Origin of the sequence: Streptomyces sp. MNU89, assembly GCF_020982505.1 — a bacterium.
Classification (GTDB): Bacteria; Actinomycetota; Actinomycetes; order Streptomycetales; family Streptomycetaceae; genus Streptomyces; species Streptomyces xinghaiensis.
The window spans coordinates 2,008,820-2,033,726 of the sequence record NZ_JAJKLL010000001.1; the positions used below are offsets into that span (position 1 = coordinate 2,008,820).

20 protein-coding genes and 1 pseudogene are annotated in these 24,907 nt (G+C 73.9%); 7 read left to right on the forward strand and 14 right to left on the reverse strand.

Annotated features, from left to right (window positions below; genetic code table 11):
* Positions 1-269: 269 nt before the first annotated feature.
* The gene (locus E4N63_RS30535; protein WP_374112717.1) at positions 270-1,475 is read left to right on the forward strand and encodes a MinD/ParA family protein; all 1,206 of its coding nucleotides are present in this window, start codon (positions 270-272) and stop codon (positions 1,473-1,475) included.
* A 292-nt stretch (positions 1,476-1,767) separates the two neighbouring features.
* Here E4N63_RS30535 and E4N63_RS08530 read toward each other — a convergent pair whose 3' ends face one another.
* The 8 genes and pseudogenes from E4N63_RS08530 to rimP form a co-directional block, all read right to left on the reverse strand.
* Positions 1,768-2,760, reverse strand: coding sequence for a bifunctional riboflavin kinase/FAD synthetase (locus tag E4N63_RS08530; RefSeq protein WP_230240356.1), 993 nt, complete (start codon positions 2,758-2,760; stop codon positions 1,768-1,770).
* A gap of 541 nt (positions 2,761-3,301) precedes the next feature.
* A complete protein-coding gene (truB, locus tag E4N63_RS08535) occupies positions 3,302-4,300 on the reverse strand; it encodes a tRNA pseudouridine(55) synthase TruB (RefSeq protein ID WP_125624216.1) in 999 nt (332 codons plus the stop codon).
* Positions 4,297-4,803: a 30S ribosome-binding factor RbfA gene (gene rbfA / locus E4N63_RS08540; protein ID WP_095756782.1), complete on the reverse strand. Its 507-nt coding sequence runs from the start codon at positions 4,801-4,803 to the stop codon at positions 4,297-4,299. The genes truB and rbfA overlap by 4 nt, the downstream gene beginning before the upstream one ends.
* Before the next feature lie 78 nt (positions 4,804-4,881).
* The gene (locus E4N63_RS08545) at positions 4,882-5,178 is read right to left on the reverse strand and encodes a DUF503 domain-containing protein (protein ID WP_125624217.1); all 297 of its coding nucleotides are present in this window, start codon (positions 5,176-5,178) and stop codon (positions 4,882-4,884) included.
* Between the two features lie 154 nt (positions 5,179-5,332).
* Positions 5,333-8,375 (reverse strand): annotated as a pseudogene (gene infB / locus E4N63_RS08550) (translation initiation factor IF-2).
* A 161-nt stretch (positions 8,376-8,536) separates the two neighbouring features.
* A complete protein-coding gene (locus E4N63_RS08555; protein ID WP_125624219.1) occupies positions 8,537-8,833 on the reverse strand; it encodes a YlxR family protein in 297 nt (98 codons plus the stop codon).
* 154 nt (positions 8,834-8,987) lie between these two features.
* Entirely contained in the window at positions 8,988-9,983 is a 996-nt protein-coding gene (gene nusA / locus E4N63_RS08560) for a transcription termination factor NusA (protein WP_125624220.1), read from the reverse strand.
* A 2-nt stretch (positions 9,984-9,985) separates the two neighbouring features.
* Entirely contained in the window at positions 9,986-10,513 is a 528-nt protein-coding gene (gene rimP, locus E4N63_RS08565; RefSeq protein ID WP_230240357.1) for a ribosome maturation factor RimP, read from the reverse strand.
* 963 nt (positions 10,514-11,476) lie between these two features.
* On the opposite strand from rimP, the gene E4N63_RS08575 reads away from it, so the two are divergent.
* Entirely contained in the window at positions 11,477-12,034 is a 558-nt protein-coding gene (locus E4N63_RS08575; protein WP_374112862.1) for a ferritin-like domain-containing protein, read from the forward strand.
* Between the two features lie 82 nt (positions 12,035-12,116).
* Positions 12,117-13,055, forward strand: a complete 939-nt coding sequence (locus E4N63_RS08580; protein ID WP_230240358.1) for an aminoglycoside phosphotransferase family protein — start codon at positions 12,117-12,119, stop codon at positions 13,053-13,055.
* A 78-nt stretch (positions 13,056-13,133) separates the two neighbouring features.
* Here the strand turns inward: E4N63_RS08580 and E4N63_RS08585 are convergent, their stop codons facing one another.
* From E4N63_RS08585 to dxr, 6 genes are all read right to left on the reverse strand, one after another.
* Positions 13,134-14,828, reverse strand: a complete 1,695-nt coding sequence (locus E4N63_RS08585) for a proline--tRNA ligase (RefSeq protein WP_125624223.1) — start codon at positions 14,826-14,828, stop codon at positions 13,134-13,136.
* Positions 14,829-14,911: 83 nt separating this feature from the next.
* Positions 14,912-15,445 (reverse strand): GNAT family N-acetyltransferase, encoded by a 534-nt coding sequence (locus E4N63_RS08590; protein WP_125624224.1) that lies wholly within the window; start codon positions 15,443-15,445, stop codon positions 14,912-14,914.
* Between the two features lie 14 nt (positions 15,446-15,459).
* Positions 15,460-16,305 (reverse strand): GNAT family N-acetyltransferase, encoded by an 846-nt coding sequence (locus E4N63_RS08595; RefSeq protein ID WP_125624225.1) that lies wholly within the window; start codon positions 16,303-16,305, stop codon positions 15,460-15,462.
* A gap of 413 nt (positions 16,306-16,718) precedes the next feature.
* On the reverse strand, positions 16,719-17,876 hold the full coding sequence (gene ispG, locus E4N63_RS08600; protein ID WP_095756787.1) for a flavodoxin-dependent (E)-4-hydroxy-3-methylbut-2-enyl-diphosphate synthase: 1,158 nt from the start codon (positions 17,874-17,876) through the stop codon (positions 16,719-16,721).
* 172 nt (positions 17,877-18,048) lie between these two features.
* Entirely contained in the window at positions 18,049-19,350 is a 1,302-nt protein-coding gene (locus tag E4N63_RS08605) for an RIP metalloprotease (protein WP_125624226.1), read from the reverse strand.
* Positions 19,347-20,600, reverse strand: a complete 1,254-nt coding sequence (gene dxr / locus E4N63_RS08610) for a 1-deoxy-D-xylulose-5-phosphate reductoisomerase (protein WP_230240359.1) — start codon at positions 20,598-20,600, stop codon at positions 19,347-19,349. The genes E4N63_RS08605 and dxr overlap by 4 nt, the downstream gene beginning before the upstream one ends.
* A 420-nt stretch (positions 20,601-21,020) precedes the next feature.
* Here dxr and E4N63_RS08615 point away from each other — a divergent pair, with 420 nt between their 5' ends.
* The 4 genes from E4N63_RS08615 to E4N63_RS08630 are packed head-to-tail and all read left to right on the forward strand — an operon-like array spanning position 21,021 to position 24,892.
* A complete protein-coding gene (locus E4N63_RS08615; RefSeq protein ID WP_230240360.1) occupies positions 21,021-23,471 on the forward strand; it encodes a nitrate- and nitrite sensing domain-containing protein in 2,451 nt (816 codons plus the stop codon).
* The gene (locus E4N63_RS08620; protein WP_125624229.1) at positions 23,468-23,902 is read left to right on the forward strand and encodes a roadblock/LC7 domain-containing protein; all 435 of its coding nucleotides are present in this window, start codon (positions 23,468-23,470) and stop codon (positions 23,900-23,902) included. The genes E4N63_RS08615 and E4N63_RS08620 overlap by 4 nt, the downstream gene beginning before the upstream one ends.
* Positions 23,899-24,279, forward strand: a complete 381-nt coding sequence (locus E4N63_RS08625) for a DUF742 domain-containing protein (RefSeq protein WP_374112719.1) — start codon at positions 23,899-23,901, stop codon at positions 24,277-24,279. Before E4N63_RS08620 ends, E4N63_RS08625 begins: the two co-directional genes overlap by 4 nt.
* On the forward strand, positions 24,260-24,892 hold the full coding sequence (locus E4N63_RS08630) for an ATP/GTP-binding protein (protein ID WP_125624231.1): 633 nt from the start codon (positions 24,260-24,262) through the stop codon (positions 24,890-24,892). The genes E4N63_RS08625 and E4N63_RS08630 overlap by 20 nt, the downstream gene beginning before the upstream one ends.
* Positions 24,893-24,907: the final 15 nt, after the last annotated feature.

Sequence of the window (24,907 nt, forward strand, 5' to 3'; positions counted from 1 at the left end):
TACGGCTACCCGCAGCCCGGCGCCCCCGCGCCCGGCACCGCACCGCAGCAGCCCGCACCGGCCCGGCCGGGAGAGCCGCAGCAGCCGCCGGGCCCGCAGCCGTACCCTCAGGCGGACGCGCCCCCGCCCGCCGCCCAGCCGCAGCAGCAGGGCTACGCCGCCCCGCCCCCGCAGGCCCCGGTGGACCCCGCACCGGCGGCTGGCCGACCGTCAGCCCCGAGGACCGCCGGCAGGCCGCCCACGGCGCACCGCTCGGCTACACGGCCGCCGTGGAGCTCTCCTCCGACCGGCTGCTGCGCAACAACAAGCCGAAGCCCAAGAGCAAGGCCCCGGGCGCCGGTTCGCGGTTCCGTCTCGGCGGCAAGAAGGAGGAGGCGGAGCGGCAGCGGAAGCTGGACCTGATCCGGACACCCGTCCTCTCCTGCTACCGCATCGCGGTGATCAGCCTCAAGGGCGGCGTCGGCAAGACCACGACCACCACCGCCCTCGGCGCGACGCTCGCCACCGAGCGCCAGGACAAGATCCTGGCCATCGACGCCAACCCGGACGCGGGCACCCTCGGCCGCCGCGTCCGCCGGGAGACCGGCGCCACCATCCGGGACCTGGTGCAGGCGATCCCGCACCTCCACAGCTACATGGACATCCGCCGGTTCACCTCGCAGGCGCCCTCCGGCCTGGAGATCATCGCCAACGACGTGGACCCCGCCGTCTCGACGACCTTCAACGACGAGGACTACCGCAGCGCCCTGGACGTCCTGGGCAAGCAGTACCCGATCATCCTCACCGACTCGGGCACCGGCCTGCTCTACAGCGCCATGCGCGGGGTGCTCGACCTCGCCGACCAGCTCATCATCATCTCCACCCCCTCCGTCGACGGGGCGAGCAGCGCCAGCACCACCCTGGACTGGCTCTCCGCGCACGGTTACGCCGAGTTGGTGCAGCGCAGCCTCACCGTCATCTCGGGCGTGCGCGAGACCGGAAAGATGATCAAGGTGGACGACATCGTGGCGCACTTCCGGACCCGCTGCCGGGGCGTCGTGGTGGTCCCCTTCGACGAACACCTGGCCGCCGGCGCCGAGGTGGACCTCGACATGATGCGGCCGAAGACCCGCGAGGCGTACTTCAACCTCTCCGCGCTCGTCGCCGAGGACTTCGTCCGCGCCCAGCAGGAGCAGGGCCTGTGGACACCGAACGGCGGCCCGCCGCCGCAGACCGCCCCGCCGCTCCCCGGCCAGTACCAGCAGGCCCCGTACGGGCAGCAGCCCGGGCAGCCGTACCCCCAGCCGGGCGGGGCACCGCCGCCTCCTCCGCCGGGGCAGCCGGGGGCGCAGCCCCCTCCGCCGCAGCCGGGACAGCAGCCCGGCCAGGCCCCGCCGCAGCCGCCGGCCTGGCCGCAGCAGCCGCAGGGCGGTTACGGCTGGCCGCCCCAGCAGCCCGTGCCGCCGGGGCAGCCGGGCCATCCGCCCCAGCAGTGAACCGGCGCGGTGCCGCCGGCCCCGGACCCCGGGGCCGGCCGGGCCGCGGCCCGGTGAGCCCGGCGGGATACGAGGTCCGCGACAACGGATGAAGGCCCCGGGCGTCCGGGGCCTTCATCCGTTGTCCGTACCGGCGGGTGACCGTATCCGGCCCGGAGCGACGGAATCCGGATCCGCGCTTCGCGGTTCCCCGCCGGGCTGTCCGGCCGCTCCGCGCGCCGGCCCGGGCGGCACCCGGGCGTCACGGGCGCCTCCGCGCCGCGGCCTTCCGCGCCCGGAGACCGGCGGCTCCTCAGGAACGGCCGGCGACGGGGCCCTCCGCGCCGTCGTCCGCGCCGTCCCGCTCCCCGGCGAGCAGGGCCCGGGAGCGTTCGACGTCCTCCGCGATGCCCTCCTTCAGCGCCTCGATCGTCTCGAACCGCCGCTGACCCCGGAGCCGGGCGAGGAACTCCACCGCCACGTGCAGGCCGTACAGATCCAGCCCGATCCGGTCGATGGCGTAGGCCTCGACGGTCCGCTCGGTGCCGCCGAACTGCGGATTGGTGCCGACCGAGATCGCCGCGGGCATCGACTCCCCGTCCGCCTCCAGCCAGCCCGCGTAGACACCGTCGGCCGGGACGGCGGTGTGCGGCAGCGTCTCCACGTTCGCGGTGGGATAGCCCAGTTCGCGGCCGCGCTGCGCACCCCGGACGACCACGCCCTCCACCCGGTGCGGGCGGCCGAGGATCTCGGCGGCACCGGCCACGTCGCCCTCGGCGATGAGCCGCCGGGTGAGGGTGGAGGAGAACGGCTCGCCGCCGCCCGCCTCGCCGCTGACGTACAGATCGACGACCTCGACCTCGAAGTCGTAGTCCCCGCCGAGCTCGGTGAGGAGGGCCACGTCACCGGCGGCGCGGTGGCCGAAGCGGAAGTTGGGCCCCTCCACGACCGCCTTGGCGTGCAGCCGGTCCACGAGGACCTTCACCACGAAGTCGGCGGGCGAGAGCTGGGAGAACTCCTTGGTGAAGGAGAGCACCAGCACGGCGTCCACGCCCAGCCCGGCCATGAGTTCGGCGCGCCGGTGGTGCGGTGCCAGCAGCGGCGGGTGGCTGCCCGGCCGGACGACCTCGCTGGGGTGCGGGTCGAAGGTGACGACGACCGCCGGGACGCCCAGCTCGCGGGCGCGCTCCACCGCCCGCCCGATGATCAGCTGGTGCCCCCGGTGCACGCCGTCGTAGGAGCCGATGGTGACGACGCTGCGCCCCCAGTCCTCGGGGATCTCCTCCAGACCACGCCAGCGCTGCACTGTGACCGCTCCTCGCCCGAATGTGTGAACCCGTGGTGTGTGCCGTCGTGTGAACGGCGTCCGCGGTACCTGTCGGTATCCGCGGGTCCAAGACTGCCATGCCGGGTGACCGTGCCCGCCATCGGCACCGGGAGCGGGGGCGGGCCGGTTCCGGGCGCCCGGGCCGGCCGCCCGGTGAACGCGCCCCCTCGCACTCCCCCGGTTCACTCCAAGTGCCTCCCCGCGCGGGTGAGCGGGCCGGGTGCCGTGGACAGAGATCAGCCGGGAGGGGGACCGTGGATCGGGCGGGCGCGCAGCCATCGCGCCGCCCGCTCCACGGTGGGCCGTCCCCGGTCTTCCGAGCCGCGAGCCGGGGCGGCGTGCACGGCGCCGTGCGCCACCGCGAGCGCCCCGAACCGCGCCACCGTCCGGGGCACCGTCCGCAGCGGCACCTCCGCAGCCGTCACCGTCCGCGACCGCTGCCGTCCGTGCCGCGTCCCCGCGAGCGTCACCCCCCGCGCCACCGTCCCGCGGGCGTCACCGCCCGGGCCGGCCGTCCGCGTCAGGCGAAGACGGCCAGGCTCTTCGCCTTGCCCCGTGCGCCCTCCACCAGGGCCAGGAAGCGCCCGTCCGGGCCGAAGACGGCCGTCGGGCGTCCCTCGGCGAGGCCGGGGGCGTCCAGGCGCACGCCGTTCGACAGCAGCCGGGCCTGCTTCTCGTCCACGTCCCAGCGCGGGAAGGCCGCCGCCGCGGCCTCGGCGAGCGGCATCACCGGCAGGCCGTTGACCGCTTCTCCGGCCGCGTCCACCGCCGTCTGGAGCTCCTCCAGGGTGTGCGCGGCGTCCAGCCCGTACGGCCCGACGCGGGTGCGCCGCAGAGCCGTGAGATGGCCGCCGGTGCCCAGGGCCGCGCCGAGGTCGCGGGCGAGGGCGCGCACATAGGTGCCGGAGGAGCAGACCACGGTGACGTCCGCGTCCAGCACGGCCGTGCCGTCGTCCGCGACGGCCGCCCGGACGGTCCGCACGGTGAAGACCGGCACGCTGACGGGGCGGGCCGCCAGTTCGAACTCCTCGCCCTCGCGCGCCCGCTTGTAGGAGCGCTTGCCGTCCACCTTGATCGCGCTGACCTTGGACGGCACCTGCAGGATCTCGCCGGTCAGGCGGGCGACGGCGGCTTCGAGGGCCACCCGGCCCTCCCCCGCCGCCTCCGTGGCGCCGGGCGGCAGGCCGGTGGTGCCCGCCGAGGCGGTGACCTCGCCCTCCGCGTCGTCCGTCACGGTCGTCTGGCCGAGCCGGACGGTGGCGGTGTACTCCTTGTCGGTCAGCGCGAGGTGACCGAGCAGCCGGGTGGCCCGGCCGATGCCGATGAGCAGCACGCCGGTGGCCATCGGGTCGAGCGTTCCGGCGTGCCCGACCCGGCGGGTACGGGCCATGCCGCGCAGCCGGGCCACGACGTCGTGCGAGGTGTGCCCGGCCGGCTTGTCCACGACGACCAGGCCGTCGGCTGCCGCGATACGGGGGGCGCGCCGCGCGGCACGCCCCCCGGTGTCCTTGTCCGTCATGCCCGCGGAGCGCCCTCGCCGCCGTTCTCGCGCCCGGCCGCGCCGCCGGGCTCCTCCTCGCCGAGGTCGTCGTCCTCGAACCCCTCATCCGGCTTGCGGTACGGGTCGGGCCCGCCCGCGTAGTCGGCACCCGTGGCGGTCTCCCGCACCTGCTCGTCCTGGGCGCGGGCCCGGGCGAGCAGGTCGTCGATGGTGCGGGCGTTGTCCGGCAGGGCGTCCGGCACGAAGGTCAGGCTCGGCGTGTGGCGCACACCGGTCTGCCGGCCCACCTCGGAGCGGAGCACGCCCTTGGCGCTCTCCAGTGCCGCGGCGGAGGCCGCGCGCTCCTCGTCGTCGCCGTAGACCGTGTAGAAGACCGTGGCCTCCCGCAGGTCGCCGGTGACCCGGGCGTCCGTGATCGTGACGAACCCCAGTCGCGGATCCTTGATGCGGCGGTCCAGGGTCTCCGCGACCACGACCTGGATGCGATCGGCCAGCTTGCGGGCCCGCGCGTTGTCGGCCATCGGTCCGTCTCCTTCTTGTCTTCCGGCATCTTGCTTCGGCGGCTGCGTCGCCGCCCCCGTCGGCGCGTCACGACGCGCTCAGTCGTCGTCCTCGCCGTGGAACCGCCGCCGTACCGACAGCAGCTCCACCTCCGGCCGGGCGGCGACGAGGCGCTCGCACCGGTCCAGTACGTCCGTGAGGTGCCCCGTGTCCCCGGAGACGGCCGCCAAACCGATCCTGGCCCGGCGGTGCAGATCCTGGTCGCCGGTCTCCGCGGCGCTGACGGCGTACTTGCGCTGCAGCTCGGCGACGATCGGGCGGACGACGGAGCGTTTCTCCTTGAGCGACCGCACATCGCCCAGGAGCAGATCGAAGGACAGCGTCCCTACATACATGGAGTACAGGTCACGCCACCTGCGGGGCCTCGGGTGTGGTCACCGCCCCGGCCGCCGGCGGGGCGGCGGGGGACAGAAGAACCGTACACGCAACGGCCGGGGCCGATCGACGGAGATTTCCCTCCGCCGACCGGCCCCGGTTCTGCCGTGGGGATCAGCCGCGCGGCTTCTCCCGCATCTCGTACGTCGCGATGACGTCGTCGACCTTGATGTCGTTGTAGCTGCCGAGGTTGATACCGCCCTCGAAGCCCTCACGGATCTCGGTGACATCGTCCTTGAAGCGGCGGAGGCCCGCGATGGTGAGGTTCTCCGCGATGACCTTGCCGTCCCGGATGAGACGCGCCTTGGTGTTGCGGCGCACCTCGCCGGAGCGGACCAGGACACCCGCGATGTTGCCGAGCTTGGAGGAGCGGAAGACCTCGCGGATCTCCGCCGTACCGAGCTCGACCTCTTCGTACTCGGGCTTCAGCATGCCCTTCAGGGCCGCCTCGATCTCCTCGATGACCTGGTAGATCACCGAGTAGTACCGGACGTCCACGCCCTCGCGCTCGGCCATCTGCGTGGCACGCCCCTCGGCGCGCACGTTGAAGCCGATGACGATGGCGTCGGAGCCGGTCGCCAGGTCGATGTCGGTCTCGGTGACCGCACCCACACCGCGGTGCAGGATGCGCAGGTCGACCTCTTCGCCGACGTCGAGCTGGAGCAGCGAGGACTCGAGAGCCTCCACCGAACCGGACGCGTCGCCCTTGATGATGAGGTTGAGCTGCTGCACCTCGCCGGCCTTGAGCACCTTGTCGAGGTCCTCGAGGGACACCCGGCGGGTGCGCTTGGCGAAGGCCGCGTTGCGCTCGCGCGCCGCGCGCTTCTCGGCGATCTGGCGGGCCGTGCGGTCCTCGTCGACGACGAGGAAGTTGTCGCCGGCGCCCGGGACGTTGGTGAGACCCAGGACCAGGACGGGGGTCGACGGACCCGCTTCCTCGATCGTCTTGCCCGTGTCGTCGTGCATCGCCCGGACACGGCCGTAGGCGTCGCCGACCACCATCGTGTCGCCGACCCGCAGGGTGCCGCGCTGGACGAGCACGGTGGCCACGGCGCCGCGGCCGCGGTCGAGGTGCGCCTCGATCGCGATGCCCTGCGCCGACTGCTCCGCGTTGGCGCGCAGGTCGAGCGCGGCGTCCGCGGTGAGGACGACGGCCTCCAGCAGGTCCTCGATGTGCAGGCCCTGCTTGGCGGAGATGTCGACGAACATGGTGTCGCCGCCGTACTCCTCGGCCACGAGGCCGTACTCGGTCAGCTGACCGCGCACCTTCGCCGGGTCCGCGCCCTCGACGTCGATCTTGTTGACCGCGACCACGATCGGCACCTCGGCGGCCTTGGCGTGGTTCAGCGCCTCGACCGTCTGCGGCATCACGCCGTCGTTCGCCGCGACCACGAGGATCGCGATGTCGGTGGACTTGGCACCGCGGGCACGCATGGCGGTGAACGCCTCGTGACCCGGGGTGTCGATGAAGGTGATCTTGCGCTCTTCACCGTTGACCTCGGTGGAGGCCTGGTAGGCACCGATGTGCTGGGTGATGCCGCCGGCCTCGCCCGCGATGACGTTCGTCTTGCGGATCGCGTCGAGCAGGCGGGTCTTGCCGTGGTCGACGTGACCCATGACGGTCACCACCGGCGGACGCGCGACGAGCATCTCCTCGCCGCCCTCGTTCTCGCCGAACTCGATGTCGAAGGACTCGAGAAGCTCGCGGTCCTCCTCCTCCGGGCTGACGATCTCGACGGTGTAGTTCATCTCGTCACCGAGCAGCTGCAGCGTCTCGTCCGAGACCGACTGCGTGGCGGTGACCATCTCGCCGAGGTTGAGCATCACGGCGACGAGCGACGCCGGGTTGGCGTTGATCTTCTCCGCGAAGTCGGTGAGGGAGGCACCACGCGACAGGCGGACGGTCTGTCCGTTGCCGCGCGGAAGCATCACGCCGCCGACCGACGGGGCCTGCATGGCCTCGTACTCCTGGCGCCTCTGCCGCTTCGACTTGCGGCCGCGCCGCGCCGGGCCGCCGGGACGGCCGAAGGCGCCCTGCGTTCCGCCACGGCCGCCGGGACCACCCGGACGGCCACCGAAGCCGGGACGGCCGCCGAAGCCGCCGGGACCACCGGGACGGCCGGCGAAACCGCCGCCACCGCCACCGGGACGACCGCCGCCGCCACCGCCGGGACGGCCGGCGAAGCCGCCGCCACCGCCGCCGGGACGACCGGCACCGCCGGGACGGCCGCCGCCACCGGGGCCGCCCGGACCGCGTCCGCCCGGACCCGGGCGGGGGCCCGCGGCCGGACGCTGCGGCATCATGCCGGGGTTCGGGCGCGCGCCGCCGCCGGGACGGGGACCGCCCGCACCGGCCTGGCCGCCCTGCGGACGGGGCATGCCGCCCGGCGAGGGACGGGCACCGCCCGGAGCCTGCGGACGGGGACCGCCGCCGGCACCCTGCGGACGCGGGGCGCCGCCGGGAGCCTGACCGCCGGGACGCGGGGCGCCACCGGGACGCGGGGCCGGACGGGCCATGCCCGTGCTGCCGCCGGAGGTGAAGGGGTTGTTGCCCGGACGCGGGCCGCTGCGGCCGCCGGGACGGCCGGCCTGGCCGCCACCGGGACGGGCACCGGGACGCGGCGCCTGGTCACGGCCGCCCTGACCCTGGTCGCGGCCCTGGCCGGGAGCGGCCGGACGGGCCGGACGCGGGCCGGGAGCGGACGCGGGCTTGGGTGCGGGCGCCGACGGGGCGCGGTGAACTCCGGAGCCGCGGGGGCCGCCGGGCGGGCTTCGGCGCCGGGGCCTTGGGGGCGGCGCGGGACGCGGGCCCGGGGCGGGCGCCGCGGGCGGCTTCGGGCCGGGAGCGGCCGGAGGCCGCGGACCCGGGGCGGGAGCCGCCTGGACCCGGCTGCGGGGCAGCCGGACGGGCCGCCGCGCGCGGGGTGGGCGCGGACGGCTTGGAGGGCGCCGCCTTGCGGGGCGCCGCGGGCTTGCCCGCGGCACGGCCGGAGCCGTTGCCCTGCTGGAAAGCGTCGGTCAGTTTGCGTACAACGGGCGCCTCGATCGTGGAGGACGCCGAACGGACGAATTCGCCAAGTTCTTGGAGCTTGGCCATGACGACCTTGCTCTCGACTCCGAACTCCTTGGCGAGTTCGTATACCCGGACCTTTGCCACTTCGCTCCTTCTGGTCCGGGTTCCGCCGGACCGTCGCTACTTCATGGGCGTACTCATCGCGTACTCATCGAGTGCTCATCGCAATCTCGACCTACTTCCGACTCGCGAGGTACCTGACCGCACGGTTTCCCGTGCCGTTCTCTTACGGTTGTGCCTGTCTCTTACGGTCGCGCCTGTGCGGCCCGCCGTTCGAGGAACGCCCGCACCGCATCGGTGCCGAGCGGTCCCGGGTCCCGGAAGGCCCGGGGAAAGGCCCGGCGGCGGACCGCCGGGTCGAGACAGGCCTGGGTGGGGTGCAGATACGCACCCCGACCGGGCAGCGTACCGCGTGGATCGGGCACGCACTCGCCCCCGACCACCGCGATACGCAGCAGATCGCCTTTGGCCGCACGCCGACGGCAGCCCACGCAAGTGCGCTCGGGGCACGCCTGGGCATGCGTCCGGCCAGACGTCCTCAAGTCTACCTCCCCGCGTCGGCGTCACCCCTTCCAGGGTAAGGACTGCGCAGTGGTCCGCTGTTCCCCCGGCCGAGCACCGCGGGCCGTGGCTGTGGCCACGCCCCGTGGCCGGCCGCCGGCAGCCCGGCGCCGGCCCCGTACGCCCGCGGCCCGCTCAGTCCTCCCGGCCGTCCTGCTGCTCGGTGTCGGGTCGGATGTCGATCCGCCAGCCCGTGAGCCGCGCGGCGAGGCGGGCGTTCTGGCCCTCCTTGCCGATGGCCAGGGAGAGCTGGTAGTCGGGGACGGTGACGCGGGCGGACCGCGCCGCCATGTCCACGACCTCGACCTTGCTGACCCGGGCCGGCGACAGCGCGTGCGCCACCAGCTCCGCCGGGTCGTCCGACCAGTCCACGATGTCGATCTTCTCGCCCTGCAGTTCCGCCATCACGGCGCGGACGCGGCCGCCCATCGGGCCGATGCAGGCGCCCTTGGCGTTCAGCCCGGAGCGGGTGGACCGGACGGCGATCTTGGTGCGGTGGCCGGCCTCGCGGGCGATGGCGGCGATCTCCACCGAGCCGTCCGCGATCTCCGGCACCTCCATGGCGAAGAGCTTCTTCACCAGGTTGGGGTGGGTCCGCGAGAGCGTCACGGACGGGCCGCGCACCCCCTTGGCCACCCGGACGACATAGCTGCGGAGCCGGGCGCCGTGGGAGTAGTCCTCCCCCGGGACCTGCTCCTGCACCGGCAGGATCGCCTCCAGCCGGCCGATGTCGACCAGGACGTTCTTCGGGTCCTTGCCCTGCTGCACGACGCCCGCGACGACATCGCCCTCACGGCCCGCGTACTCGCCGAAGGTGATCTCCTCCTCGGCGTCCCGGAGCCGCTGCAGGATGACCTGCTTGGCGGTGGTCGCCGCGATCCGGCCGAAGCCCGAGGGGGTGTCGTCGAACTCCTGCGGCTCGGTGCCCTCGTCGACGTCCTCCGGGTCCTCCTTCGCCCAGACCGTCACATGCCCGTTCTCGCGGTCGAGTTCGACGCGTGCGCGGCGGCGGCTTCCCTCGGTGCGGTGGTAGGCGATGAGGAGAGCCGACTCGATCGCCTCGACCAGCAGGTCGAAGGAGATCTCCTTCTCCCGCACCAGACCCCGCAGGGCACTCATGTCGATGTCCACGGCTACGCCTCCTCCTGGTTCTCGTCCGCACCGGCCGCGGTGACGCGCCCGTCGGCCTTGCGATTGAACTCGATCTCCACGCGTGCCCTGTCGATCTCACCGAAGGCGAGCCGCCGGGTGGTGGGCTTGCGCCCCTTCACCCCGGGCACTTCCAGATCGAGTCCGTCCTCGTCGGCGGAGAGGATCCGGGCGGTGAACTCGCTCCCGTCGGCGAGCCTGGCCTTGATCAGCCGGCCCGTGGCACGGCGGTAGTGGCGCAGTTCGGTCAGCGGGCGGTCGGCACCGGGAGAGGTGACCTCGAGGCGGTAGGCCGCCTGCCCCATGGCGTCGGTCTCGTCGAGTTTCTCGGAGACCGCGCGGCTCAGTTCCGCGCAGGTGTCCAGCAGCACGCCCGTGTCGGAGTCCACGACGATCCGGAGGACCCGCATCCGGCCGACGGGGGTCACCTCGATCTCTTCCAGGTCCAGGTCTCGCGCGGCGACCAGCGGTTCGAGCAGTCCGCGCAGCCTCTCGCTCTGGGTGGTGCTCATCCGGGTGACTCCTCGGCCGCGTGTGCTGTTGTCTGGAGATCGCGTGTCGGACCACAGAGTATCCGGTCGCGGAGGGTGTCGTGTCCGCCTCCCGGAGGGCCGCGGTGGTGCCGCGCCCGACCGGTCGGCAATTCGGAAGCCGAACGCGGGTACGCTCAAGACGGCCGATCAAGGACGCGTGCGCCCGCCCGTTCCGCCCGGCCCCTCCCCAGCTCGACCGCGGCTCCCCGCACGACCCCAGGATGTGACCGTGCCGCCCACCACGCCGTCGCGAGCCCTGTCCGGGCCCCGCAGAAGGAGTCTGTTCGCCGGGGCCCTCGCCGCCGGGCCCGGTGCCCTCCTGCTGTCCGCGTGCTCCGGGGGCGGCACGGCAGGGGAGGGCGGCAAGCCCGACGCGGCGGACCGGCGGCTGCGCGAACGGTCCGCGCGGGAGTCCCGGGACCTGCTGCTGCGGTACGACGCCACCGCCGCCACCCACCCGGAGCTGGCGGAAGTCCTCGCCCCCCTGCGGGCGGAGACCGCGCTGCACGCCACGGCCTTCGAGGCCGGGGACCGCTCCGCCTCCCCTCGGCGTCACCCCGGTCCGGCGCCCCGGTCCCGGAGGGCCCCGGCGTACCGCCGCCCGCGCCGTCCCCGGCCCGGTCCCCGGACGCCCCGCCGGACCCGGACGCGCCCCGGGCGCCGGAGGTACCGGGGAAGCCCGCCGAGGCCCTCAGGGCACTGGCCGGGGCGGAGCGCCGCACCGCCGACGCCCGGACCGCGGCCCTCTCCCGCGCGGAGCCGGAGCTGGCCCGGCTGCTCGCCTCGGTCGCCGCGTCCGGCGCGGCCCACGCCTATCTGCTGAACGAGGCCGCCTGATGACGCGGGTGCGCCACGGGGCCCGGCTGCGGCCGGGCCCGGCACGGGCCGCGCTCCCGGGCGGCCCGCGGCAGACGTCCCGCCCGTCCGCCCCCGGTCCGCGAGCTGCCGGGCCCCTCCCGGAAGGCAGAGCCGCATGACCACCGCACGGACCGCACCCGCGACGGCGATGCCCCGCCCGAGGGCGTCCTCGGCGCCGCGCAGCACGCCCTGCGCGCGGAGCACGCCGCCGTCTACGGCTACGGGGTCGTCGGCGGCCGGATCGGCGAGGAGCGGCGCGAGGAAGCACGCGAGGGGCACGACGCCCACCGCGCGCGCCGCGACGCGCTGCACCGCACGGTCCGCGACCTGGGCGGTGAGCCGGAGGCGTCCGCCGCCGCCTACGCGCTGCCCTTCCCGGTGCCGGACGCGGCCGCGGCGGTGCGGCTGGCCGCCGAGTTGGAGGACCGGGTGGCGGCCGTCTACGCCGATCTCGTCCGGGCCTCCGAGGGCGGGCTGCGCCGGGAGGCGGCGGGTGCGCTGCGGGAGGCGGCGGTCCGGGCGGTGCGGTGGCGGGGCGGCAGCGTAGCCTTCCCTGGTCTCGCCGAGCGCTCGGCGCCGGCCGGGCCCACGGGCGGCGCGACGGGCGACGGACCGGCGAGCGGTGACGCGAGCGAGCTCTGACCGCCGCGCCCGTGCGGCCGGCGGCGCGGTACGCGGTGAGGCGACGGCGATGGTGACGGCGACGGAAGGGGACGGACCGGGCATGGCTTCCGCAGCACGGCCCGAGGAGGGCACTCCGCTCGGACCGCCGCCGCGTCTGACACGGGCACTGGAGGAGACGGACGCCGAGGGCACCGGCCGGAAGTGGCTGGAGGACCTGCCGGGGCTGGCCCGGGACGCCCTGCGGCGCCGGGAGCTGACCCCCGAGCGGGTGCAGGAGCCCGGCGGCCGCAGCAGCCTGCTGGTGCTGGTGCGGCGCGCGGACGGCGGCAGGGCCGCCCTGAAGCTGGTGGCCCCCGGCACGGACGCCGCGGCGCAGCGCGCGGCGCTGGCGCACTGGGACGGCTTCGGCGCCGTACGGCTGCTGGAGGCGGACGACGCGGCCGGTGCCCTGCTCCTGGAGCGGCTGCACGGCGAGGTGTCGCTCAGCTCGCTCCCCGAGGCCAAGGCCCTGCTGGAGGCGGCGGGCACGGTACGGCGGCTGTGGACGGAGCCGGGCGGCGGGTATCCGTATCCCTCGGTGGCGGACCGCACCGCGCGGGCGGCGGAGCTGCTGCGCACGGCGGCGGACGAGCCCTCGGCGGCCGAGGTCCGGCCGCTCGCCGAACAGGCGCTGGCGGCCCGCGCGGAGCTGACGGCCACCGAACCGGAGCGGCTGCTGCTGCACGGCCGGTTCCGGGAGGGCAAGGTCCTGGCGGGCGAACGCGCCCCGTGGCTGGCGGTCGGCCCCGATCCGCTGGTGGGCGAGCGCGCCTACGATCTGGCCCTGCCCGTCCGGGACCGGCTGGAGGACCTGGTGGCCGCTCCGGGCGGGGCGGCCGCCGCCCGCCGAAGGCTGGGCAGGCTGGCGGACTCCCTGGAGGTCGACCGGGACCGGCTGCGCGGCTGGACGGTCTTCCGCGCGGTGGCGGACGGCCTGCCGGCCCTGGCCCGCGGCCACCGGCGGGGCGCTCTCCTCCTGGAGTTCGCCGGCTGGCTCTGACCGGGCCGCGCCCCGGAGCGCGGGCTCCGGGGCGCGGCGGTGTGCGCTGCGGCGAGTGCGCTGCCGCGTGGGGTGCGGTCAGCCGCTGAGGCGGGCCAGGGCCTCGTCGACCGTCAGTTCCTCGCGCTCGCCGGTGCGGCGGTCCTTGAGCTCGACCACGCCCTCGCCGGCCCGGCGGCCCGCGACCAGGATCACCGGAACGCCGATCAGCTCGGCGTCGGTGAACTTCACGCCCGGGGAGACGCCCGCCCGGTCGTCCACGAGCACCCGCACCCCGGCGGAGTGCAGCTTCTCGGCGACCTCCAGGGCCAGTTCGGTCTGCTTGGCCTTGCCGGCGGCGACGATGTGGACGTCGGCCGGGGCGATCTCGGCGGGCCAGCACAGGCCCTTGTCGTCGGCGGTCTGCTCGGCGAGAGCGGCCACGGCGCGGGAAACGCCGATGCCGTAGGAGCCCATGGTGACCCGGACCGGCTTGCCCTCGCGGCCGAGGACGTCGAGCTGGAAGGCGTCGGCGTACTTGCGGCCGAGCTGGAAGATGTGGCCGATCTCGATGGCGCGGTCGATCTGCAGGCCGGTGCCGCACTTCGGGCAGGGGTCGCCGGGCTCGACGACGACCACGTCGAGGTACTCGTCCACCTCGAAGTCGCGGCCGCAGACGACGTTGCGGGCGTGCCTGCCCTCCTTGTTGGCGCCGGTGATCCAGCTGGTGTTCGCGGCCACGCGGGGGTCCGCGATGTAGCGGAAGGCGCTGCCGGCCATGCCCTGCGGGCCGACGTAGCCGCGGACCAGGTCGGGGCGGTCGGTGAAGTCCTCGGCCGTCACCAGCTCCACGACGGCCGGGGCCAGGTGCTCGCCGAGCTTGCCGAGGTCCACCTCGCGGTCGCCGGGGACACCGACGGCCGTGATCTTGCCGTCCACCTTGACGAGCAGATTCTTGAGGGTGGCGGAGGCGGGCACGCCCAGGAACTCGGCGAGGGTCTCGATGGTGGGGGTGTCGGGGGTGTCCAGTTCCTCGACGGCCGGGTGGTCCGCGGGCTCCACCGGGGGCACCACGGTGGTGACGGCCTCGGTGTTGGCCGCGTAGTCGCAGGCCGGGCAGTCGACGAAGGTGTCCTCGCCGGCGGCGGCCGGGGCGAGGAACTCCTCCGAGGCCGAGCCGCCCATGGCGCCGGAGACGGCGGAGACGATGCGGTAGTCCAGGCCGATGCGCTCGAAGATCCGGGTGTACGCCTCGCGGTGCAGCCGGTATGCCTCGGCCAGGCCCTCGTCGTCGGTGTCGAAGGAGTACGAGTCCTTCATCAGGAACTCGCGGCCGCGCAGCACGCCGGAGCGGGGGCGCGCCTCGTCCCGGTACTTGGTCTGGATCTGGTAGAGCACGACCGGCAGGTCCTTGTAGGACGTGCACTGGTCCTTGACCGTGAGGGTGAAGATCTCCTCGTGGGTGGGGCCGAGGAGGTACTCGGCGCCCTTGCGGTCCTTCAGCCGGAACAGCAGGTCCCCGTACTCCTCCCAGCGGCCGCTGGTCTCGTACGGCTCCTTGGGCAGCAGGGCGGGGAGCAGCACCTCCTGGGCGCCGATGGCGTCCATCTCCTCGCGGACGACCCGCGAGACGTTCTCCAGGACCTTCTTGCCCAGCGGCAGCCAGGTCCAGATTCCGGCGGACGCACGGCGGACGTACCCGGCGCGGACCAGCAGCTTGTGGCTGAGGGTCTCGGCATCGGCCGGGTCGTCGCGCAGCGTCTTGAGCATCATCCGGGACATGCGCTGGACCATGAGGTTCTCTCCTGCGTGGAATAAGTGATTGCCCTGGAGGCTACCGAAAAGCGGGGCCCGCCGAGGACGGCGGCCGTCCGCCGCTAGCGGTGCAGCGGCAGCGGGGCGCCCATCACCGCGTACGGGCTGGGGGCGCTCGGGAAGTAGACGGGGCGGGCGAGGTCCCGGTAGCCCAGCGACCGGTAGAGGCCGCGGGCGGGGCTGTCGGCGTCGATCGCCGAGAGGAGGCTCCGCGGCTCGGTGGCGGCGTCGGTGAGGACGGTGATCAGCCGGCGGCCGATGCCGCGCTTCTGGTGGCCGGGGAGGACGTGCAGTTCGGTGACGACGAAGGCGTCGTCGAGCCAGGCCTCCCGGCCCTCGCGGCGCAGATACGGTTCGACGACCGTGGACCACCAGTGGCCGCGGTCGTTGGGCATCCCGTAGGCGAAGCCGACGAGGCGGCCGTCCGGGGCGGTGGCGCCCAGCGCGCGGGCGCCGCGGCTGGTCATGTGGCGCAGGACGATGTGCCGCCGTACGCCGACCTCCTCGTCGGTGAGCCCGAAGGCGAGGGCTTGCACGGCCAGCGCGTCGTCCACCCGCGCGATCAGGTCGAGCGGGCCGACCACGACGTCATCCATGGCGGCGAGACTACTCAAAAGAGCACGCTCATGAACGCGCCGGTCTCCCGGAAGCCGACGCGCCGGTAGGCCGCGCGGGCCGCGGTGTTGAAGTCGTTGACGTAGAGGCTGGCGAGCGGCGCGACGTCGGCGAGGGCGTAGCGCAGCACGGCGGCCATACCGGTCTCGGAGAGCCGGCGGCCGCGGAACTCCGGGGCCACCCAGACGCCCTGGATCTGGCAGGCCCGGTCGGTGGCCGCGCCGATCTCGGCCTTGAAGACCACCCGGCCGCCCTCGATGCGCGCGAAGGACCGGCCGGCGGAGACCAGTTCGGCGACCCGGGCCTGGTAGAGCAGCCCGCCGTCCCCGGCGAGCGGGGAGACGCCGACCTCCTCGGTGAACATCGCCACGCAGGCGGGCATGACGATGTCCATCTCGTCCTTCCGGACGCGCCGGACGTAGGGGTCGGGGGCGATGTCCGGGGGCACCGCGGAGGCGACCATCAGGGGCTGGCAGGGGCGGACCTCCCGGGCGGGGCCCCAGCTCGGCTCCAGCAGCGACCAGAGCAGGGCGGTGGCCTCGGCGGGGCCGACGATCGAGGAGCAGCGGCGGCCGGCGCGGCGGGCGCGTTCGGCGAAGGCGCGGACGGCCTCGGGACCGGCCTCCACGAGGACGAGGTTGGCGCCGGCGTAGGCGAGGGATTCCAGGCGGCCGTCGGCGTACCAGCCCCACATCTCGCCGCCGAGCCGCCAGGGGTCGAGGCCGGCGGCCTGGACCCGGGCGGCGACGAAGGCGTTGGTGACCGGGTCGCGGTCGAGCACCGCGAGGGTGGCGTCGAGATCACCGGGGCCGAGGACCCTGGTGGTCGTCTGGGTCAACACGTGTCGGGGCCTCACCGTCTGCTGCTGCGTCGTTCCGGGGCGACCCCTGGTGCGTCGGGGTGGGCGTCACGCCCCGGGGTCCGTCTGTCCCGTCCTCGGGACGGGCCCTGGCCCCCAGCCGCACTGTACCTCCCCCGTTCCCGGGCCACCCGGTGTGCCCGGTGAACGGGCGGACGGCGGCCGCGGGGTGCCGGGTCGGACCGGTGCGGCCGCGCCGGTCCGGACCGGGGGACCTTCCCGGGTCCTGTCCTCCGTCTGGGCCGCGGCACCGGCTTCCAAACTCCGGCCGCCCGGGAAAACCGGAATCCGCGACGGCCGGTGCCCCCGCCGGGGGTCCGGCGGGGGCACGGGCGGATGTCCGGTGTACGGGCGCTGCGGCCGTTCCGGGTGCTTGCGGGTGTTCCGCGGAAGGGTCAGCCGGCGGCGGTGACGACGGGTTCGCCGGAGGCGATGCCGTCCTTCTCCATCTGCTCGGCGATCTTCATGGCCTCGTCGATCAGGGTCTCCACGATCTTCGATTCGGGCACCGTCTTGATGACCTCGCCCTTGACGAAGATCTGGCCCTTGCCGTTGCCGGACGCCACGCCGAGGTCCGCCTCCCGGGCCTCGCCCGGGCCGTTCACCACGCAGCCCATCACGGCGACGCGGAGCGGGACCTCCATGCCCTCCAGACCGGCGGTGACCTCCTCCGCCAGCTTGTAGACGTCCACCTGGGCCCGGCCGCAGGAGGGGCAGGAGACGATCTCCAGCCCGCGCTGCCGCAGTCCAAGCGACTCCAGGATCTGGTTGCCGACCTTGATCTCCTCGACCGGCGGCGCGGAGAGCGAGACCCGGATGGTGTCGCCGATGCCCTCGCTCAGCAGCGCGCCGAAGGCGACCGCGGACTTGATGGTGCCCTGGAAGGCGGGGCCGGCCTCGGTGACACCCAGGTGCAGCGGGTAGTCGCACCGGGCCGCGAGCTGACGGTAGGCGTTGATCATGACGACCGGGTCGTTGTGCTTGACCGAGATCTTGATGTCGCGGAAGCCGTGTTCCTCGAAGAGGGAGCACTCCCAGAGCGCCGACTCGACCAGCGCCTCCGGGGTGGCCTTGCCGTACTTGGCCAGCAGCCGCTTGTCCAGCGAGCCGGCGTTCACGCCGATGCGGATCGGCGTGCCCGCGTCGGAGGCCGCCTTGGCGATCTCCTTGACCTTGTCGTCGAACTGGCGGATGTTGCCCGGGTTCACCCGGACCGCCGCGCAGCCCGCGTCGATCGCCGCGAAGACGTACTTGGGCTGGAAGTGGATGTCGGCGATCACCGGGATCTGCGACTTCCTGGCGATGACGGGCAGCGCCTCGGCGTCGTCCTGCGAGGGGCAGGCGACCCGGACGATCTGGCAGCCGGACGCCGTCAGCTCGGCGATCTGCTGCAGGGTGGCGCCGATGTCCGCCGTCACGGTCGTCGTCATCGACTGAACCGACACCGGCGCGTCACCGCCGACCGGCACCGAGCCGACGTGGATCTGCCGGCTCACCCGGCGGTCCGCCAGTTTGATCGGAACGGACGGCATTCCCAGCGAAATCGCAGTCATCTGCGTGCAACCCCAACGTATGGCTTCTGGCCCGGGAGACAGGCGGGCTCCGGGTCCGAGATTACGGCACGCGCGGGGATGCGGCCGCCGCGGCCTCCCGCGCGGCGCGCGGACGGGGGACGGCCGGGAGGGGATGCCCCCGGCCGTCCGCGGGCCCGCGCGGGGCGGCCCGTCAGGAGATCCGGACGGGGTTGACCAGGTCGGCCATGAGGACCAGCAGGGTGAAGCAGATGAAGATCCCGGCGACCACATAGGCGACCGGCATCAGCTTGGCGACGTCGAAGGGGCCCGGGTCCGGGCGCCGGAAGAGCCGGGCCGTGTGCCGCCGCACCGACTCCCACAGCGCTCCCGCGATGTGGCCGCCGTCGAGCGGCAGCAGCGGCAGCATGTTGAAGAGGAAGAGCGACAGGTTGAAGCCCGCGACGAGGAAGAGCATGGTCGCGACCTGCTGCTGTGGCGGGATGTCCAGGTTGAACACCTCGCCGCCGACGCGGGCGGCGCCGACGACGCCCATCGGGGAGTCCGGCTCGCGCTCGGCGTCGCCGAAGGTGGCGTCCCAGAGCGCGGGGATCTTCGAGGGCAGGGCGATCAGGGCCTCCACACCATTGGTGAGCATGTCGCCCATGCGCTCGACCGACTGGCCGAAGGTCTGCTGGACCACCCCGGTGGCGGGGCTGAAGCCGAGGAAGCCCGCGGTGACGTACTCGTCCTGGATGACGCGGCCGTCGTCGTCGTACTTGACCAGCCGGTTCTCCACCAGGTCGGCCTCAAGGGTCTTCAGCTCGCCGGCGCGCTCGACGGTGATGGTGGCGGGTCCGGTGGTCTCCCGGATGCGCTCCTGGAGGACGGACCACTCCTCGATCCGCTCGCCGTCGAAGGCGACGATCCTGTCGGCCGGCTGGAGCCCGGCCGCCTTGGCCGGCGAGGCCGGGTCGCCCTTGCGGCAGGTGTCGCGGTTCTCGTTCTGCGAGATCACGCAGTCGGAGACGGTGGAGACGGTGGTGGTCTGGGTGTTGATGCCGAAGCCCATCAGCACGCCCATGAAGACCACCACGGCCAGCACGAGGTTCATGAAGGGGCCGGCGAACATCACGATCACGCGCTTCCACGGCGCGCGCGTGTAGAAGAGCCGCTTCTCGTCACCGGGCTGCAGCTCCTCGAAGGCGGCCTCCCGGGCGTCCTCGATCATGGTGCGGAACGGCGAGGTGGAGCGGGTGGTGACCCTGCCGTCCTCGCCGGGCGGGAACATGCCGATCATGCGGATGTAGCCGCCGAACGGAATGGCCTTGACCCCGTACTCCGTCTCCCCCTTCCTGCGGGAGAAGAGGGTCGGGCCGAAGCCGACCATGTACTGCGGCACACGCACACCGAACAGCTTGGCCGTCGACAGGTGCCCCAGCTCGTGCCACGCGATCGAGAACAGCAGCCCGATCACGAAGACGACTATGCCGAGAACCGTCATCAGGGTCGTCATGCGCGGGCCTCCGATGCTGACGTCGCCGCCATCTCACGGGCGCGGGCGCGCGCCCACTTCTCCGCTTCCAGGACGTCGGCCAAGGTGAGAGAGGTTCCCCGGCCGGGGGTTCCGTGTTCGGCCACCACCTCGGCGACGGTCTCCACGATGCCATTGAAGGGGAGGCGGCCGTCGAGGAACGCGTCCACGCATTCCTCGTTGGCGGCGTTGAACACGGCCGGGGCCGTGCCGCCGAGACCGCCGACGTGCCGCGCCAGCCCCACGGAGGGGAAGGCGTCGTTGTCCAGCGGGAAGAACTCCCAGCTCGACGCCTTGGTCCAGTCGCAGCCGGGAGCGGCGTCGGGGACCCGTTCCGGCCAGCCCAGCCCCAGGGCGATCGGCATCCGCATGTCCGGGGGGCTGGCCTGGAGCAGCGTTGAGCCGTCTGTGAATTCCACCATCGAGTGCACATACGACTGCGGGTGGACGACAACCTCAATCCGTTCGAACGGAATGTCGTAGAGAAGATGCGCCTCGATGACTTCCAGACCCTTGTTGACGAGGGTCGCGGAGTTGATCGTGACCACCGGGCCCATGTTCCAGGTGGGGTGGGCCAGCGCCTGCTTGGGGGTGACCTCGGCCAGCTCCGGCTTCGTCCGGCCGCGGAACGGACCGCCGGAGGCGGTGACGACCAGCTTGCGCACCTCGGAGCGGCTGCCGGCCGCCAGGGCCTGGAAGAGCGCGGAGTGCTCGGAGTCCACCGGCACGATCTGGCCGGGCTTGGCCACCGCCCTGACCAGCGGGCCGCCCACGATCAGGGACTCCTTGTTGGCCAGCGCCAGCACCCGGCCGGCCTCCAGGGCCGCGAGGGTCGGGGCCAGGCCGATGGACCCCGTGATGCCGTTGAGCACCGTGTGGCAGTCGCTCGCCGCCAGATCGGCCGCGGCGTCGGGCCCGGCCAGGATCTCCGGCTGCCGCGCTGAGCCGTAGGCGGCGGACAGCGCCTCGCGCACGGCCGGCACGGCGTCCTTCCGGGCGACGGCCACGGTGCCGACGTCCAGCAGGCGGGCCTGCTCCGCGAGGAGCTCGGCCCGTCCGCCGGCGGCCGAGAGGCCGGTCACCCGGAAACGTCCGGGGTTGCGCTGCACCACGTCGATGGCCTGTGTGCCGATCGAGCCGGTGGAACCGAGGATCACGATGTCCCGCGGGCCTCCGGTGGCGGCGGTGGCCGCCGGGAAGGTCAGGTGCGGGTGGGCGAGGGAGTCCGTCATCCCCCCATTGTCACCGCACCGGCTCCGTGCGCCGGACGGCGCACCCGCCGAACGCGCGGGCGGCGGGACGGCGGCGTCCTGCCTCCGGTGCCCCCGGCGGGTTCCCCCGGACCCGCCCGGAGCGGCCGGGTCCGGATCCGGGGCCGCCTCCGGGGCGGGTCCGCAACTCCGTTCTCCGGCCTGCGGTTTCGTGGTGCGGCCGCGACCGGGGCCACGGAACGGATCTTTCTGCACACGGTTCGTGCAGCCGTATTCCTTCCCCTTGCGGTCACAACTAGCATCGGCTCCACCACGCGCCGCCCCCCACCTGCGGCGATACCTGTTGTGATTTCTGGCTGGGGTGACATGGCACTGCGCACGCGTACGCCTGAGGGACCGGGGCGGGGGGCGGACCGCGTACGCCGTCCGGGGTCACTGCGCATGGTTCTCCTCGTGCTGGCCCTCATACCCAGCCTGGCGCTGGCCGCCCTCTGGGGGGTCAGCACCGCTCAACTCGCCCTGGACTGGCGGCTGCAGGCCCGTCACGCCGCCCTGGCCGAACGCGGCATCACCCTGACCGGGGACCTGGCCACCGCGCTCCGGGAGGAACGGCGGCTGACCGCCGAGATCCTGGCCGATCCCGAGACCTCCCCCACCGCCCTGAGGCAACAGCGCGAGCGGACCGACAAGGCGGTGCGGGCCTTCCGCTCCGGAACCGGCAGCGGCACCACCGGCCTGCACGGGGAGCTCCGCGACGCCCTGGCCCGGGCCCGGGATGAGCTCCGGGTGCTCCCGGAGGTCCGGGAGGACGTGGACGACCGGATCAGCACCCAGCCCGTGGTCTTCGGGTCCTTCACCCTGATGATCGACAGTGCTCTGAAGTTCACCGACGCCCTGGGCAACACCGACAACGGCGCGGTCAGCGTCAGGGCTCAGCCGCTGACCGACCTCATGTGGGCCAACGAGACGCTCGCCCGCGAGGACGCGGTGCTCACCCGCGGCTGGGCCGCGGGCCACCTCGACAAGACGGAGCGCTCCGACCTCGTCGAGTGGATCGGCGCCCAGCAGTACCTCTTCGAGGACCGCATCGCGTCGCGGCTGCCCGAGGCCGAGGCCGCGTTCCACCACGACACGACCCTCATGGACGCCTGGCACACCAAGACCGTGGTGGAGCAGACCCTGCTGCAGGTTCCCCTCACCGAGCCCGGGGACCTGCCCCGCGAGGCCGGCCGGTGGCGGGAGGCCATGGAGGAGTTGCAGCCCCGGCTCCACGAGCTGACCGGCAGGCTGGCCGCCGACTTCAACCGGGCCAACGCCGATTCGGTGCGGGACCTGATGGTGCGCATGGTGGCCGCCAGCGCCATCGGGCTGGGCGCGGTCGTCGTCGTCATCGCGCTCACCCTGTGGCTCACCGGCTCCCTGCGGCAGCGGATCCTCGCGCTGCGCGACGAGGCGGCCCGGCTGGAGACGGAGCTGCCGGCCGTCGTGGAGCGGCTCCAGCGCGGCGAGGACATCGACGTCGACGCGGAGGTCCGGGAGGTCCCGCACGGCGACGACGAGCTGGGCCGGCTCGGCCAGGCCCTCAACCTCGCCCGCCGCAGCGCCGTCGAGACCGCCGTACGGGAGACCGAGCAGCACCGCGGCTTCGAACGGCTGCTCCAGCGCATCGCCCGCCGCACCCAGCTGCTCATCGGCCTCCAGCTGAAGAAGCTCGACGAGATGGAGCGCCGCCACGAGGACCCGGAGGTGCTGGAAGGGCTGTTCGACCTCGACCACCTGGCGGCCCGGCTGCGCCGCTACGAGGAGAACCTCGTCATCCTCGGCGGCGGCCAGCCGCAGCGGCGCTGGCGCAGGCCCGTCCCGGTGCTGGACGTGCTGCGGTCCGCGCTGGGCGAGGTGCAGGACTACCGCCGCATCCAGATCGAGGTACAGGGCAGGCCGTGGCTGTCCGAACGCGCGGTCGGTCCGGTGGCGCACATCCTGGCCGAGCTGATGGAGAACGCCACCGCCTTCTCCAAGCCGCCGAACCCCGTGGAGGCACGGGCCGGCCTGGTGGGCCGGGGCCTGGTCGTGGAGATCGAGGACCGCGGGCTCGGCATGGAGCCGGAGGAGTACGACCGGCTCAACGCGATGATGGCCGAGCCGCCGCGGATGGACATGATGTCCCGGGCCGACGACGCCCGGCTGGGCCTCTACGTGGTGGCACGGCTGGCGGCCGGGCTCGCGCTGACGCTGGAGTTCCGGCCGTCCGTGTTCGGCGGCACCCGGGTGATCGTCATGATCCCGGCCGAACTGGTCGCCGACGCGCCGGAACCGGACGCCGGCGCGGACGCGGGCGCAGGCGGAAGCGGGAACACGGGCGCGGGCCCGCGCTCCGACGCGGACCCGGACGGCGGCAGGGCCACCGCGGCCGCGGCCGGGAAGCCCCTGCCCGCGGCCCGCGGGACCGCGGAGCGCGGGGAGCCCGCCGGGGCGCCCGCCGCGCCGGCCGGGCCGTCCGCGGACCTGCCGCGCCGCTCCCGCGGACAGGCCGCGGCGGCCGTCGCCGGCGGCGGGACCGGCACACCGGACGGCGGGAGCCGCACACCGGACGGCCGGACCGGCGCGGACGGTGCCGCCGTGAACGGGGCCGACGGCGGCACGAGGCCGCTGCCCCGCCGGGTCCGCCAGGCCAGCCTCACCCCCGAACTCCGGAATCCGCCGCGGCGGCCCGGCACCGACGAGGACGCGTCCCCCCACGCGCATCCGGCACCCGAGCGCTCCGGCGCGACGGTGGGCGCGTTCCAGCGCCAGTCCCGCATCACCCGCGGGCCGGGCTCCGAGCAGGACATCCCCCCGGCCGACGTCAGCACGCCCCAACCCGGCGGAACAGCAAGGGAAGACCGAGAATGACACAGCGCACCACGGCAACCGACCGGGATCTCGACTGGCTGCTCGACGGTCTGGTGGAACAAGTGGCGGGGACCCTGCACGCCGTCATCCTGTCCGACGACGGCATGGTCGTCAGCCAGTCCGGGACCATCGAACGGACGGACGCCGAACGGCTGGCCGCCGTGGCCACCGGCCAGCAGAGCCTGGCCCGGGGCATCGACGAACTCTTCAACGGCGGGGCGGTGCGCCAGATCATCGTGGAGCTGGCGGACCTGTGGCTCTTCATCATCTCCGCGGGCAAGGGCACCCATCTCGCGGTGGTGGCCTCCCAGGAGGTCGACGCCGAGGTCATGTCGGTCGCGATGTACACCCTGGTCCAGCAGGTCGGCAGGAAACTCGGCACCGAGCCCCGCGGCGACTCCTCCTCCGGTGACGGAGGTAGGTCTGGTTGAGACACTGGACGGACGGGCTGGAACCGGACGACGCCGACGGGTCCCTGGTCCGGCCGTACACGATCACCCGCGGCCGCACGGTTCCGGAGCGGGACGACCTCACGCTGATCACCATGGTCGTCACCAGGGACCCGGACCAGCCCCCCGCACGCGGCCTGGAGCCCGAGCACCGCGCCATTCTGGAGCAGTGCCGGGTGCCGGCCGCGGTGGCGGAGATCGCGGCGGCGCTCGATCTGCCGGTCTCCGTGACCAAGATCCTCATCGGGGATCTGATCGCGCAGGACAGGGTGACGGCGCGGCCGCCGATGCCGGCCGCGCAAGCCGGACTGAACACGACTCTTCTGCAGGCGGTGAGGGATGGGCTCGAACAACTCTGACCACGGAGCCGGACCGGGGCGTGACCGGCCGGCTCCGGCGGCCGTCAAGTTCCTCGTCGCCGGCGGCTTCGGGGTGGGCAAGACGACACTGGTCGGAGCGGTCAGCGAGGTGGCCCCGGTCCGGACCGAGGAGTACCTGACGCAGGCCAGCGCCGGGGTCGACGTCATCGAGGGGCTGGCGGACAAGAACACCACCACGGTGGCGCTGGACTTCGGCCGGATCACCATCAGCGCCGAACTGGTGGTCTATCTGTTCGGCACGCCGGGCCAGGAGCGCTTCTGGTTCATGTGGAACGACCTCGTCAACGGCGCGCTCGGGGCGATCGTCCTGGTCGACACCCGGCGGCTGGAGGTGAGCTTCGCCTCGATCGACTTCTTCGAGAACCGGGGCGTCCCGTTCGTGGTGGGCGTCAACTGCTTCCACGGGCACTGCGACCGGACGGAGGAGGAGGTCCGGCACGCCCTCGACCTGGACCCGGCGGTCCCGCTGCTGCTGGGCGACGTGCGGCGGCCGGAGGTGGGACGGGACCTGATGCTCGCCCTGGTCGATCTGCTGATGTCGCTGGCCGCGCCGGACGGTGCTCCGGCGGGCCGGGGCGCCGGCGTGGGCTGACGCCCCGGCGGGGAA

Bases quoted from the DNA above. Each gene is read 5' to 3' on its own strand.
- truB (WP_125624216.1), bottom strand. From the start codon at position 4,300: ATGACGGACAAGGACACCGGGGGGCGTGCCGCGCGGCGCGCCCCCCGT.
- rbfA (WP_095756782.1), bottom strand. From the start codon at position 4,803: ATGGCCGACAACGCGCGGGCCCGCAAGCTGGCCGATCGCATCCAGGTC.
- E4N63_RS08545 (WP_125624217.1), bottom strand. From the start codon at position 5,178: ATGTATGTAGGGACGCTGTCCTTCGATCTGCTCCTGGGCGATGTGCGG.
- rimP (WP_230240357.1), bottom strand. From the start codon at position 10,513: ATGAGCACCACCCAGAGCGAGAGGCTGCGCGGACTGCTCGAACCGCTG.
- E4N63_RS08580 (WP_230240358.1), top strand. From the start codon at position 12,117: ATGGCTTCCGCAGCACGGCCCGAGGAGGGCACTCCGCTCGGACCGCCG.
- E4N63_RS08585 (WP_125624223.1), bottom strand. From the start codon at position 14,828: ATGGTCCAGCGCATGTCCCGGATGATGCTCAAGACGCTGCGCGACGAC.
- E4N63_RS08590 (WP_125624224.1), bottom strand. From the start codon at position 15,445: ATGGATGACGTCGTGGTCGGCCCGCTCGACCTGATCGCGCGGGTGGAC.
- ispG (WP_095756787.1), bottom strand. From the start codon at position 17,876: ATGACTGCGATTTCGCTGGGAATGCCGTCCGTTCCGATCAAACTGGCG.
- E4N63_RS08605 (WP_125624226.1), bottom strand. From the start codon at position 19,350: ATGACGACCCTGATGACGGTTCTCGGCATAGTCGTCTTCGTGATCGGG.
- dxr (WP_230240359.1), bottom strand. From the start codon at position 20,600: ATGACGGACTCCCTCGCCCACCCGCACCTGACCTTCCCGGCGGCCACC.
- E4N63_RS08615 (WP_230240360.1), top strand. From the start codon at position 21,021: ATGGTTCTCCTCGTGCTGGCCCTCATACCCAGCCTGGCGCTGGCCGCC.
- E4N63_RS08620 (WP_125624229.1), top strand. From the start codon at position 23,468: ATGACACAGCGCACCACGGCAACCGACCGGGATCTCGACTGGCTGCTC.
- E4N63_RS08630 (WP_125624231.1), top strand. From the start codon at position 24,260: ATGGGCTCGAACAACTCTGACCACGGAGCCGGACCGGGGCGTGACCGG.